Source organism: Neisseria sp. P0020.S003 (genome assembly GCF_051957095.1).
GTDB lineage: Bacteria > Pseudomonadota > Gammaproteobacteria > Burkholderiales > Neisseriaceae > Neisseria > Neisseria subflava.
Map to the genome: position 1 here is coordinate 15286 of NZ_JBQCWU010000002.1, position 12515 is coordinate 27800.

Annotated in this window: 12 protein-coding genes; 7 read left to right on the forward strand and 5 right to left on the reverse strand. The window is 48.5% G+C overall.

The window, feature by feature from the left end; genetic code table 11:
* Positions 1 to 22: 22 nt before the first annotated feature.
* A complete protein-coding gene (recO, locus tag ACTHTQ_RS01780; RefSeq protein ID WP_440362903.1) occupies positions 23 to 766 on the reverse strand; it encodes a DNA repair protein RecO in 744 nt (247 codons plus the stop codon).
* A 139-nt stretch (positions 767 to 905) separates the two neighbouring features.
* Between recO and ACTHTQ_RS01785 the strand changes: the two genes are divergently transcribed.
* Positions 906 to 2342: a patatin-like phospholipase family protein gene (locus tag ACTHTQ_RS01785; protein ID WP_440363036.1), complete on the forward strand. Its 1437-nt coding sequence runs from the start codon at positions 906 to 908 to the stop codon at positions 2340 to 2342.
* A 112-nt stretch (positions 2343 to 2454) separates the two neighbouring features.
* Positions 2455 to 3189, forward strand: coding sequence for an epoxyqueuosine reductase QueH (locus tag ACTHTQ_RS01790; protein ID WP_004464372.1), 735 nt, complete (start codon positions 2455 to 2457; stop codon positions 3187 to 3189).
* Between the two features lie 51 nt (positions 3190 to 3240).
* On the opposite strand, the gene ACTHTQ_RS01795 is transcribed toward ACTHTQ_RS01790, so the two are convergent.
* Entirely contained in the window at positions 3241 to 3573 is a 333-nt protein-coding gene (locus ACTHTQ_RS01795; protein ID WP_440362904.1) for a stress response protein, read from the reverse strand.
* Positions 3574 to 3978: 405 nt separating this feature from the next.
* Here ACTHTQ_RS01795 and nrdA point away from each other — a divergent pair, with 405 nt between their 5' ends.
* From nrdA to yfaE, 5 genes are all read left to right on the forward strand, one after another.
* Positions 3979 to 6258: a class 1a ribonucleoside-diphosphate reductase subunit alpha gene (gene nrdA, locus ACTHTQ_RS01800; protein ID WP_440362905.1), complete on the forward strand. Its 2280-nt coding sequence runs from the start codon at positions 3979 to 3981 to the stop codon at positions 6256 to 6258.
* 20 nt (positions 6259 to 6278) lie between these two features.
* The gene (locus ACTHTQ_RS01805; RefSeq protein ID WP_440362906.1) at positions 6279 to 6851 is read left to right on the forward strand and encodes a hypothetical protein; all 573 of its coding nucleotides are present in this window, start codon (positions 6279 to 6281) and stop codon (positions 6849 to 6851) included.
* Positions 6852 to 7122: 271 nt separating this feature from the next.
* Entirely contained in the window at positions 7123 to 8256 is a 1134-nt protein-coding gene (gene nrdB / locus ACTHTQ_RS01810) for a class Ia ribonucleoside-diphosphate reductase subunit beta (RefSeq protein ID WP_440362907.1), read from the forward strand.
* A gap of 75 nt (positions 8257 to 8331) precedes the next feature.
* Positions 8332 to 8709: a DUF6979 family protein gene (locus ACTHTQ_RS01815; protein ID WP_009427512.1), complete on the forward strand. Its 378-nt coding sequence runs from the start codon at positions 8332 to 8334 to the stop codon at positions 8707 to 8709.
* Between the two features lie 61 nt (positions 8710 to 8770).
* The gene (gene yfaE, locus ACTHTQ_RS01820) at positions 8771 to 9070 is read left to right on the forward strand and encodes a class I ribonucleotide reductase maintenance protein YfaE (RefSeq protein WP_003686421.1); all 300 of its coding nucleotides are present in this window, start codon (positions 8771 to 8773) and stop codon (positions 9068 to 9070) included.
* Positions 9071 to 9147: 77 nt separating this feature from the next.
* On the opposite strand, the gene ACTHTQ_RS01825 is transcribed toward yfaE, so the two are convergent.
* The 3 genes from ACTHTQ_RS01825 to uvrC all read right to left on the reverse strand — a co-directional run bounded on the left by ACTHTQ_RS01825 (position 9148) and on the right by uvrC (position 12470).
* Complete coding sequence (locus ACTHTQ_RS01825; protein WP_070711946.1) at positions 9148 to 9717, reverse strand: acetate uptake transporter; 570 nt, start codon at positions 9715 to 9717, stop codon at positions 9148 to 9150.
* 134 nt (positions 9718 to 9851) lie between these two features.
* Entirely contained in the window at positions 9852 to 10601 is a 750-nt protein-coding gene (gene aroD, locus ACTHTQ_RS01830) for a type I 3-dehydroquinate dehydratase (protein WP_440362908.1), read from the reverse strand.
* A gap of 27 nt (positions 10602 to 10628) precedes the next feature.
* Complete coding sequence (gene uvrC / locus ACTHTQ_RS01835; RefSeq protein WP_440362909.1) at positions 10629 to 12470, reverse strand: excinuclease ABC subunit UvrC; 1842 nt, start codon at positions 12468 to 12470, stop codon at positions 10629 to 10631.
* Between the last annotated feature and the right edge of the window lie 45 nt (positions 12471 to 12515).

A 12515-nucleotide genomic window follows, 5' to 3' on the forward strand; every position in this document is an offset into this window, starting at 1 on the left:
ATCCAAGGCCGTCTGAAAAAATTCAACTGCCCAAACCAAACTGCTGCAACTGCTGCAAAACCTGCCGGGACTTGATGCCCTCGGGGAGAAGGTTGTCAATCAAAAGCCGCATTACTTTCAAAGCCTGACCGAGGCTTTCCTGATGAACAAAACTGCCTTCCCTCAAATCGATTAAAGTCGCGCCCAATACGGCCACGCCCTTATTGAGCGCATGAAAACGGTCGGCCTCGGCCAGGGAAACCACAGCTTCTTCAGCCGTGAGCCAATATGTTTCTTCTCCATTGATTTCATTGCCGTTGCCGTCATGAAACAAATCAGGGGCAAATCCCAAGCGTGTCAACAACGTCCACTCAAAACGGCGTAAAGCGGCAATATGGTTGGCCTCGCAACAAATGGTTTTCATGGTTTCCGCCAAAACATCGTAAAGCTCGGGCAACGGATCTTCGCGGACGGTCAACTTCAGCATCAACTCGTTCACATACAATCCGCTGAACAAAGCCCTGCCCTGCGGCTGCGGCCACCCGCCTATCCATTCGGCGCGATGCAGGGTCTTCAACTCTTGCGAACCATACCAAGACGCGTTCACCGGCACAAACGGCACCAACACGCCGCGCAATTCGCTCTGCCGTTTGCGCGCACTTCTGGCCAACAAAGCCACCCGCCCATAACGGCGGCTGAAAGCCTCCACCCACAAGCTGCTCTCGCGCCACGGGGTGGAAGCAAGCAGAAAGATAGGTTCGTGGTTGATGCGGTTTGGTTGCGCCATAAAGGTTTGGAAAGATAAAGATTGTGTCGATTATAACGGAAAATCGACGCAAAAAGGCCGTCTGAAAATCCGCCTTCTATAAAGGCCGTCTGAAAACCTTTATAATCCATTTTGAATGAACACCGACTTTCCTGTGTTTATGCCGAAATTCCCTTTTAAATCTGCCCTTTCCCTGCTCTCCGCAGCCCTATTATCCGCCTGCTCGCTGGTGAAATATCAGCCTATTGCCGGTATTGATACGGTCGACCTGCAACGCGGCTACCGCTTTGAAACCAGCCGGCTTCAACACCACGACAAAGACGATACGCTTATTGTGTTGACGTTCTCCGGCGGCGGTACGCGCGCGGCAGCCTTGGGTTATGGCGTGTTGGAGCAGCTTCATAAGCAACAGGTTACCATCGGCGGCAAAAAACAATCTTTGATGTCGAATGTCGATGTAGTGGTCGGCGTATCCGGCGGCTCGGTTTTGGCGGCTTATTTTGCACTCAAGGGCGAAGAAACCATTCCCTTGTTTTATAAACGTTTCCTACATCAAAACTTCCAACGCCAAGTCGTCAAACAAGCATTTTCCATGTCCAACCTGCCCCGACTGGCCTCGCCTGAATACGGACGCGGCGATCTGTTGCAGGAGCAGTTTGAAAACTACCTTTTCGGCAAAACCACTTTCCGCGATTTAGAAAAAAATGCCAAAGGCCCATTTGCCATCATTTCCGCCACCGATATGGGCATAGGCGAGCGTTTCAATTTCACGCAGGAATACTTCGACCCGATGTGTATCGACTTGGGCGACTTGCGACTTGCCCGCGCCGTTGCCGCGTCAAGCTCCGTGCCTATGGTGTTTGCACCGATTACGCTCAATAACAACGGCGGTCATTGCCAATACACGCCGCCGCTGCAACTTGTTTCCGACAGCGAAGCAAGTAAAAAACAGCTGCAAACCCGAAAAGAATTTTTCGAACGTTTCCAAAAATACAGCGACAGCAAAAAACGTCCCTACATTCACCTTATTGACGGCGGCTTGACCGACAATCTGGGCATGCGCAGTCTTTTGAACATGACGGAGATGTATCCGGAAAAACTCCTGACGCATAAAATCAAACAAAACAAAATCAGCCATATTGTCGTCATCAACGTCAATGCCCAAAACGAAGTCAGCAGCGATTTGGATAAAAGCGCGGCCGTACCCGGTTTCCGCGATGTCGTTTCCGCCATCGTGAATATCCCGATCGACCAACATTCGCAAGAGTCTTTGCGCCGCTTCAGGGCTTTTGTCGACCAATGGAACAAAGACAAGCAGAACGAAGACATTTATTTCTCTTTCGTCAGCCTGAATCTCAAAGACCTTCCGCCGTCCCAGCTGAGGGACAAGGTATTGAATATTCCGACCAGTTTCTATCTTCCGCCGGAAGACGTGGACAACCTGCGCACCGCCGCTGCCGAACTGATGAAGCAGTCGCTGGACTATCGCAACCTGCTGGCAGAATTTGCAGCACACCCCAATCCAGACACCATCTTCGCAGCCCCGCCTCCGGATGTGCAAGAGTTCAAGCCATTGAACGAAAAGAAAAAGCAGTAGCAAACTGTTCCATAAAGTACAGCTCTGTTAAAATATATGCTTCATCTTATATTTCAGACGGCCCCGATACCTAAGGCCGTCTGAAACACTTAACAATAAATAGAATCCAACCATGACCGAATTAAACACTCCCATCGTTACCGATATTGACCGCCCTATCCTCGTTCCGCCGGGCGGCCATAAAAAAGTCCTGCTACATTCCTGCTGCGCCCCATGTTCCGGCGAAGTGATGGAAGCCATGCTTGCCAGCGGCATCGACTACACCATTTATTTTTACAACCCCAATATCCATCCGCACAAAGAATATATGTTGCGCAAAGAAGAAAATATGCGCTTTGCGGACAAATTCGGCATCCCCTTTGTCGATAAAGACGACGACTACGAAAACGACCGTAAAGAATGGTTCGCCAAAGCCAAAGGCATGGAATTTGAACCTGAACGCGGTATCCGCTGCACCATGTGTTTCGATATGCGTTTTGAAAAAGCGGCTCAATATGCCCATGAAAACGGCTTCCATGTCTTCACCAGCTCACTGGGCATTTCGCGCTGGAAAGACATGAAACAGATCAACGGCTGCGGCCATCGCGCCGCCGAGCCGTACGATGACTTGGTTTATTGGGATTTCAACTGGCGAAAAGGCGGCGGCAGCGCACGCATGATTGAAATCAGCAAGCGCGAACATTTCTATCAACAAGAATATTGCGGTTGCGCCTACTCCCTGCGCGATTCCAATGCCCACCGCAAATCGCAAGGCCGCATCCCCATCAAGCTGGGTGTGTTGTATTACGGTGATGAATCTACTCAATACGAGCCTCAAGCCGAAAACAAAATCATTGTTGAGAAATAAATATCAAAGGCCGTCTGAAACATTCAGACGGCCTTTGTTTAAATCAGACGATTAACGGCGGCGGAATTTGCCGTGATCAAAATCATCAAATGCCTGATAAGCAGCTTGACATTGAATTTTTTGCTCGGCATAAGGCAAACCGCGGAACGCTTTTGCCGCTTTTCGGTTTTCCCTCAACTCGGCCTTGTTGCCTTTGTAGCGATACCAAGCGGCACGGCGCTCAAGGTATCTCTTACAAGCAGGATGTAATTTGTTTTTCTTCGCATGCTGGTGTTTGCTCACATGATGACCATGCGGTTTGGCCGCTGCTTCGGCAGAATAAGTACCCAAGCTCAATACAGCAACCACTGCCAGTGCAGAACCTAAAGCTTTAAGTATCAACATGATTTTCTCCCAATTCAGGTTGAATATTCATCCCATTATATGCCTCGCCTGATGCCTCGACAAACCGTCTAATGTGTTGCATGACAGGCGAGTGTCAGCAATTACGACATTATCCTTCTTGCTTTGCAAAATTTAACACACCTTCTATTTAGACAGACGCCGAATATAAATTTCTTTATTTCATAAGCCTCTAGCCAATGTTTAACCAAATGTGATGCAAATGCAAAATAATGCCAAATCGCCACAAAGCCACATGAAACCTAGTCTGAGCCTTCCCCCTCCTTAATCAGCCCCCGAAAAAAGCGCATTGTCAAGTCTAGTTAAACAAAGAAAAATACATTATATTGTGCCGTTCAAAGCAATCACATACCGTATCTTGTGTTTTTTTAATGGGAAGACTGAATAATGAATGCAGCAACGAATATTAAAGTAACCAAACGCGACGGACGCTTGGAAGATATTAATTTAGACAAAATCCACCGCGTTGTTACTTGGGCGGCAGAAGGCTTACAAAACGTCTCCGTATCGCAAGTCGAGCTCAAATCACATATTCAGTTTTACAACGGTATCCGTACCGACGACATCCATGAGACCATCATCAAGGCCGCGGCCGACCTGATCTCACAAGATACGCCCGATTATCAATATCTGGCCGCCCGCCTCGCCATTTTCCATCTGCGCAAAATCGCTTATGGCGAATTCGAACCGCCTCACCTCTACGATCACGTTAAAAAACTGACCGAAGCAGGCAAATACGACCGCCACATCATCGCAGATTACAGCCGTGAAGAGTTTGACGAGCTGAACGCCTATATCGACCACAGCCGCGACATGACCTTCTCGTATGCCGCCGTGAAGCAGCTCGAAGGCAAATATCTGGTGCAGAACCGCGTTACCCGCCAGATTTATGAAACGCCGCAGTTCTTATATATTTTGGTGGCGATGTGTCTCTTCAGCAAATACCCGAAAGAGACGCGCTTGGATTACGTCAAACGCTTTTACGACGCCGTTTCCACATTCAAAGTATCGCTGCCGACCCCGATCATGAGCGGCGTGCGCACGCCTACGCGCCAATTCTCAAGCTGCGTATTGATTGAATGCGACGACAGCCTCGACTCCATCAACGCCACCACCAGCGCGATTGTGAAATACGTTTCCCAACGTGCAGGTATTGGTATCAACGCCGGCCGTATCCGCGGCTTGGGCAGCGAAATCCGCGGCGGCGAAGCGCAACACACCGGCTGCATCCCGTTTTTTAAAATGTTCCAAGCGGCGGTTAAATCCTGCTCGCAAGGCGGCGTGCGCGGCGGCGCGGCAACTTTGTTCTACCCCTTGTGGCACATCGAAGCCGAAAGCCTGTTGGTGTTGAAAAACAACCGCGGCGTGGAAGACAACCGCATCCGCCAGCTTGATTACGGCGTGCAAATCAACCGCCTGCTGTACACCCGCCTGATTAAGGGCGGCAACATCACGCTGTTTTCACCCAACGAAGTCCCCGGCCTGTATGACGCGTTCTTTGCCGATCAAGACGAATTCGAGCGTCTCTACACGAAATACGAGCAAGACCCGACCATCCGCAAACGCACCTTGTCGGCTACCGATTTGTTCTCCACGCTGATGCAGGAACGCGCTGGAACGGGACGCATCTACATCCAAAACGTTGACCACTGCAACACGCACAGCCCGTTTGACCCGCGCGTCGCGCCCGTGCATCAGTCCAACCTGTGTATGGAAATCGCCCTGCCGACCAAACCGCTGGACAACATCAACGACCCGAACGGCGAAATCGCCCTGTGTACCCTGTCCGCCTTCAACTTGGGCGCATTAAACAGCTTGGATGAGCTGGAAGGGCTTGCCGATTTGACCGTGCGCGCACTCGATGCCTTGTTGGATTATCAAGACTATCCGGTCGAAGCCGCCCGCACCGCGACCATGAACCGCCGCACGCTCGGCATCGGCGTCATCAACTACGCCTACTATCTGGCGAAAAACGGCGTCCGTTACAGCGACGATTCCGCGCTCGGTCTGACCCACCGCACGTTTGAAGCTATGCAGTATTACCTGCTCAAAGCATCGGTGAACCTTGCCAAAGAATACGGCGCATGCCCGTTGTTCAACCAGACCGTTTATTCGCAAGGCAAACTGCCCATCGACACCTACAAAAAAGACTTGGATGCCGTGTGCAGCGAACCGCTGTTGTGCGACTGGGAAAGCCTGCGCGCCGACATCGTCAAATACGGCCTGCGCAACTCGACTCTGACCGCTCTCATGCCGTCTGAAACCAGTTCGCAAATCGCCAACGCCACCAACGGCATCGAGCCGCCGCGCGGATTGGTAACGGTCAAAGCATCGAAAGACGGCATCCTGAAACAAGTCGTACCGGAATTTGAAACCCTGAAAGACGCCTATGAAACCCTATGGCAGCTTCCGGGCAACGAAGGCTACCTGAAACTTGTCGGCGTGATGCAAAAATTCGTCGATCAGGCGATTTCTGCCAATACCGCCTACGACCCGGGCAAATTCGAAGGCAACAAAGTTTCCATGAAGCAAATGCTCAAAGACCTGCTGACCGCCTACAAATACGGCGTCAAAACCCTGTACTACCACAACACCCGCGACGGCGCAGACGATACGCAGACTGATATTCAGGATGACGGCTGTGCTGGGGGGGCTTGTAAGATTTGATAAGGGCTTTGGTGAAGTAATTGAAAGCCTTTCCTAAATTTGATTATCAAGGTAGTGAATATGATTTAACGCATTTAACTGCATTTTCTTGCGATTATATTCAACCTGCGAAAAGTGATGGTACGGCGGAAAAACGATACCGCTGTATCATCGAGTTTAGTTCACATTGTTTTACAAGAGGCGAAAATAAACGTAAGGGAGAAAAGTTATCAGATGTTGAACCTGCATTGCATTATGTAACGGCTAAAGAGACACGAATTTTTTGTTTCGAACGTTATCAGGTTTCAAAAATGTTGCCGCAAATTATGCGTGAAATCAGTAGGAGTAAATGTTATTTTACTTCGGCTGACGATAAGTTTCTGACCATATCAGTAACGGATAAAAACGGTAAAAAAGTGGATTATGAAATCTACTTTTCACTTCAAAGAGCCAAATCTCCCAAGCATGATGTACATATTCACATTAATAGTGCATATATCCGAGATAAGGATTACAAAGAAAATCATGGAACAACAGTAAGGAGAAAACCGGTTGGTTTCTTTGTATTATTACATAATACATTGGTCAATAAGAGAATCAAACGCCCAAAGTAAAACAACCCTCACTTAAAAGTAAGGGTTGTTAGTACAGGCTTCGCTTTATAACTGCTCTTGGGCTAGTAGCCTAAAAAGGCCGGACAAACGCTGAAATAGTTTCATGCCTGCTCATGCGTTTTGTTGAGACAAATTGTACCACGATTGCAATTAAGGCTCAAAATAAAAATTTTCAGACGACCCATCTGCTTTGCATAGCCTAGAAGTCGCCTATCCTACTTTTAGATTTAAATCAACTTGAGAAAAAACCATGTCCTGCGAACACCTAGTCATGTCATACAGCACCTTTTCCAAAACCAAAAACGATGCGCTTAAAGAGCCGATGTTTTTCGGTCAGCCGGTAAATGTTGCCCGTTATGACCAGCAGAAATACGAAATATTTGAAAAACTGATTGAAAAACAACTGTCTTTCTTTTGGCGGCCGGAAGAAATCGACGTGTCGCGCGACCGTATCGACTATGCCAACCTGCCCGAACATGAAAAACATATTTTCATCAGCAATCTGAAATACCAAACCCTGCTCGATTCCATCCAAGGCCGCAGTCCGAACGTTGCCTTGCTGCCTTTGGTGTCGATTCCCGAGTTGGAAACTTGGATTGAAACGTGGAGCTTTAGCGAGACCATCCACTCGCGCAGCTACACTCACATCATTCGCAATATCGTGAATGATCCGTCGGTCGTGTTCGACGACATCGTGCAGAACGAATACATCATCGCCCGCGCCGAAGATATCGCCTGCTATTACGATGATTTAATCGAATATACCCAGTATTACAACCTGTTGGGCGAAGGGACGCACAATGTCGGCGGCAAGCTCGTTACCGTGTCTTTACGTGGGTTGAAGAAAAAACTCTATCTCTGCCTGATGTGTGTCAACGTGTTGGAAGCCATCCGTTTCTATGTTTCATTCGCCTGCTCGTTTGCTTTTGCCGAGCGCGAGTTGATGGAAGGCAACGCCAAAATCATCAAACTGATCGCCCGCGACGAAGCCCTGCACCTGACCAGCACCCAGCATATGCTCAACCTGATGCGCGCCGGTTCAGACGACCCTGAAATGGCGGAAATCGCCGTCGAATTGCAGGACGAATGTTTCAAACTCTTCAAAAAAGCGGCGGAGCAGGAAAAAGAATGGGCTTCCTATCTGTTTAAAGACGGTTCGATGATCGGTCTGAACAAGGAAATTCTGGCGCAATACGTCGAATACATCACCAACCTGCGTATGCAGGCGGTCGGTCTGCCCGCCGGATTCGAGGGTGCGACCCAAAACCCGATTCCGTGGATTAACGCGTGGCTGTCGTCCGACAACGTACAGGTTGCGCCGCAGGAAGTGGAAATTTCTTCTTACTTAATCGGTCAGATTGATTCGGAAGTCAGCGCGGACGATTTGGGCGATTTCGAGCTGTAAACCGCGTTTCAGACGGCCTTTGGGCGTAACCGGCCGTCTGAAAATCTCTTTTCAATCCTCAAGGTATAACCAAAAATGAAGATTTATGGCGACATTGCGGTAAAAGCAGCTGAATCATATTCTAAATATGAAGATATGGAACAAGCTTGGACAGAGATTGCGGCATCATTTCCCATCAAGGAGTCAATTAGAAAAAAAGGATGCCCAAAGAATGCATTTTTGGGATTGTGTCGTGCGGGGTTGGTTAAAGGAATCAACCCGGAAAAAGTCAAAACCAAACATTCCAAAAACGGAGAATATGCCGTTGCAGCGGTCAGCCTTTTAAAAAATGATCCCGAATGGGCAAATCAGAAAAAATCCGTTTTCTGGCGCGAAATTGTGGGTAATGAAAAAAAATATAACAGCCAGCTTCATGTCGTTTTGGCCTTGTGGGAAAAAGGCTTGATTATTTGAATTTATATATTTAAGGCCGTCTGAAACATTGTTCAGACGGCCTCTATGCCCTAAAACACAAATGGCACTCATTAGCACACACGACAAAACCTTCCAACTCCAACAAGGCGAAACCTTATTGGAGGGCTTGGAGCGCACTGGACACGAAGTTGAATACCAATGTCGCAGCGGTTATTGCGGTTCATGCCGGGTCAAAATCTTGGATGGGAAAGTCTCTTATGATAATTTTCCACTCGCTTTTGTCGCGCCCGGAGAAATTTTGCCGTGCTGCTGCCGGGTTACTGAAGACATCAAGCTCGATTGTCGGGAGCGCATCAAAGAGCCGGATTTATTTGATGTCGATTTATTTGAAGACAAATAAAAAATGCCGTTTGAACATTGTGGCTGAAATCCTTGATTTCATTTCCACCATTCAGACGGCATTTTGTATAGTGATGCTTATTTACGCTCGCCAACCGGCAAAACAGTACGGCCGAAAGATTCGTTGATGACCTCTGCCGCTGCCAAGTAGAACGCACCAAGTGCAGTTACCAAGCCTAAGCAACCGCCGATATGGACGATGCTATGATTTTCCATGCCATCGCCAATACCCAATGCAAAGAAAGTCAGCGTCAAGAAAAAGAAAATACCACTTAATACTTTAGGTTTGGTCAAGGTAGCCACAAACATCATCAGCGAAAACATACCCCATGCGCAGAGATACCAGCCGATAAATGCCGGGGCTGTTTCACCTTTAAAAAAGATGGTAAACAAAGCCCATGTCCACCAAAAGGCGCCATAGCTGATAAAAGCGGTAAAGCCAAACGTATTGCCTTTCTTGAACTCAAACATACCGGCAATAACTTGGGCGATACCACCAAAGGCGAGAGCCATGCCCAAAACTAAGCCGACACCCTCTTGAGCAGTAAAAAAGCCGCCGTTAATCAGACTGAGCAACCAAGTTGTCAATGCAAAGCCACACAGGCCTACTGGACCTGGGTTCGCCAGATTTTCTTTAGTAGTAGTCATTTTATTTCTCCTCTAGTTATTAAAATAGGAAGCCTATTGTTACAGGTTTTATTTAAAATTAAAAGAAATAAATTTAAAAAAATCAGGCCGTCTGAAAAATATTTTTCAGACGACCTTAAATATTAATAATTAAACTATCCTAAAATTGCCAAAATTTTCCTTAATTCATTGGCATTAATCTGGCCGGGTGCAGACGTTTTTTGTGCCGCACCAAAGGTTACGGCCGAGCCGAAAGTCGAGCCGGCCAAGCGACTGACAGCTCCGATTTTACCCATAGACATAGTAATAATCGGGCGGTCGATAATTTGTGAAACATCATATGTTGCCTGTAATAAGGTCAATACATCTTGCGGCGATTGCGGCATGACGGCAATTTTGCAGATATCCGCGCCCCACTCAGCCATTGTTTTCAGACGGCCTGTAATGTCTGTCAAAGACGGCGTGGCTTGGAAATCGTGATTACAAAGTAAGGCGGCAGTTTGATACTCATGCGCCAAAGCAATGGTTTGTTTTACGCCGCTTTCCTCGGCAAAAAGCTCGATATCGATAATATCGACTTGTTTGGAACGGATGATTTTTTCCAATAATTCAAAATAATAGTCGTCAGAACAAGGCGTATTGCCGCCCTCTTGCGTCCTTCTAAACGTAAACAGCAAAGGCTTGTCAGGAAAAGCCTGTCGGACAATACCTAATTGCTCGGCAATAAAATCGGCATCAAGCGCAGCTTGAAAAAAATCCGCACGAAATTCAATAATGTCAAAAGCCGTATCTTTCAATACGCGCAAAGCCTGATCCAATTCCTGCGTATTGGCGGCCACCAGCGGCACGGCAATTTTAGGCAGGCCTTTGCCGATCTCGATATTTTTGATGATGACAGGTTTCATATTGTTCCTTTTTGCTCTTCAAGCCAATCAGTGCAGATGCTCGTAAATGGTTTCCGCCAATGCTTTGCTGATGCCTTCCACTTTTTCCAAGTCCTCACGGCTGGCGGCAATCACGCCGCGCAGACCGCCGAATCGAGTGAGCAATGCTTGGCGGCGTTTGCTGCCGATACCGGGGATTTCGCTGAGTGAGGAAGTAACGCGTGCTTTGTCGCGTTTTTTGCGGTGGCCTGTAATCGCAAAGCAGTGCGACTCATCGCGTACGGTTTGCAATAAATGCAAGGCCGGGCTATTGGGCGGCAGGCGGAAGACTTCGCCTGTAAAAGGCAGTATGAGTTCTTCCATACCGGCTTTGCGCTCGGGGCCTTTGGCGATACCGACCAAAGGAATATGCAGCCCGAGTTCTTCCCATACCGATACGGCTATGCCGATTTGCCCTTTGCCGCCGTCAATCAACACGACATCCGGCCATTTGACGCTTTCGCCGTTGGCTTCGGCCTCCTGCATTTTGCCGTAACGGCGCGTCAACACTTCGCGCATGGCGGCGTAGTCGTCACCAGGCTTGGCGGTTGTGATGTTGTAGCGGCGGTATTGCGAAGGCTGGATGTTTTGCTCATCGTACACAACACAGGACGCAATAGTAGCCTCGCCTTGCGTGTGGCTGATATCGAAACATTCAAGGCGGTTGAGGCCGTCTGAATCCATGCCGAGGATTTTGGCCAGTTCATCAATACGGTGTTGCTGGCTGCTTTGTTGCAGGCGGCGTTGGGCAATCGCCATTTGCGCGTTTTGTTCCGCCATTTTCAACCAGACTTTGCGTTCGCCTATGGTTTTGGTGACAAACTGCATTTGCTTGCCGTGTTCGCCTTCCAAAGCCTCTTTCAGTGCATCGGGAACGGGAAAGTTGCTGATGATGATGTCGGGTTTGCTTTTGCCCAGATAGTGTTGGGCGACGAAGGCTTCGGCGTAATCTTGTCCGTTTGGCTCGGGATCGTTTTTGGTGTCGGGGAAAAAGCTTTTGTCGCCGACATGCCGCCCGCCGCGGATGCTGACCCAGTGTACGCAGACCAGGCCGTCTGAAACCGCCAGCGCAAGCAAATCGATATCGTTGGGATTGTTCGGATTTTTACTGTCGATAAACTGATTACTTTGCATGATGCCGAGCGCTTGGATTTGATCGCGGTAACGTGCGGCTTCTTCAAATTGCAGATTAGCGGCGGCGGTTTGCATTTTGTGTTGCAAGGTGCGCGTCAATTCGTCGGTTTTACCATTGAGGAAAGTCGCTGCTTCACGCACGCTGTCGCGATAATCTTCTTCGCTGATATGACCGACACAAGGCGCGGTGCAGCGTTTGATTTGGTAAAGCAAACAAGGACGGTCGCGATGCTCGAATACGCTGTCTTCGCAGGTACGCAGCATAAAGACTTTTTGTAATACTTGAATGCTGTCGCGCACGGCATTGCTGTTGGGATACGGGCCGAAATATTGATTAGGCTTTTTCAGTGTGCCGCGGTAATACGCCATTTGCGGATATTGATGGCCGCTGAGCATCAAATAAGGATAGCTTTTGTCATCGCGGAAAAGAATATTGTATTTCGGCGACAGAGCTTTGATGAAGTTATTTTCGAGAATCAACGCTTCGGCTTCGGAACGCGTGATGGTGGTTTCGATATGGTGAACCTGTTTTACCATCAATGCGATGCGCGGCGAATGGTCGTTTTTTTGGAAATAGCTGGAAACGCGCCGCTTGAGATTGACCGCTTTGCCGACATACAAAACATTGTTGTCTTCGTCAAAAAAACGGTACACGCCCGGCAGGTTGGGCAGATTTTTCAGAAAAAGAGGTAAATCGAACGGTTCGGTTGCGCTCACGGGATTTTCTTTTGGAATAAGCAGGCCGTCTGAAAACTTTTCAGA

What these genes read in the sequence shown, in the direction of transcription:
- recO (WP_440362903.1), bottom strand. Translation starts at nt 766, where the DNA reads ATGGCGCAACCAAACCGCATCAACCACGAACCTATCTTTCTGCTTGCT.
- ACTHTQ_RS01785 (WP_440363036.1), top strand. Translation starts at nt 906, where the DNA reads ATGCCGAAATTCCCTTTTAAATCTGCCCTTTCCCTGCTCTCCGCAGCC.
- ACTHTQ_RS01790 (WP_004464372.1), top strand. Translation starts at nt 2,455, where the DNA reads ATGACCGAATTAAACACTCCCATCGTTACCGATATTGACCGCCCTATC.
- ACTHTQ_RS01795 (WP_440362904.1), bottom strand. Translation starts at nt 3,573, where the DNA reads ATGTTGATACTTAAAGCTTTAGGTTCTGCACTGGCAGTGGTTGCTGTA.
- nrdA (WP_440362905.1), top strand. Translation starts at nt 3,979, where the DNA reads ATGAATGCAGCAACGAATATTAAAGTAACCAAACGCGACGGACGCTTG.
- nrdB (WP_440362907.1), top strand. Translation starts at nt 7,123, where the DNA reads ATGTCATACAGCACCTTTTCCAAAACCAAAAACGATGCGCTTAAAGAG.
- ACTHTQ_RS01815 (WP_009427512.1), top strand. Translation starts at nt 8,332, where the DNA reads ATGAAGATTTATGGCGACATTGCGGTAAAAGCAGCTGAATCATATTCT.
- yfaE (WP_003686421.1), top strand. Translation starts at nt 8,771, where the DNA reads ATGGCACTCATTAGCACACACGACAAAACCTTCCAACTCCAACAAGGC.
- ACTHTQ_RS01825 (WP_070711946.1), bottom strand. Translation starts at nt 9,717, where the DNA reads ATGACTACTACTAAAGAAAATCTGGCGAACCCAGGTCCAGTAGGCCTG.
- aroD (WP_440362908.1), bottom strand. Translation starts at nt 10,601, where the DNA reads ATGAAACCTGTCATCATCAAAAATATCGAGATCGGCAAAGGCCTGCCT.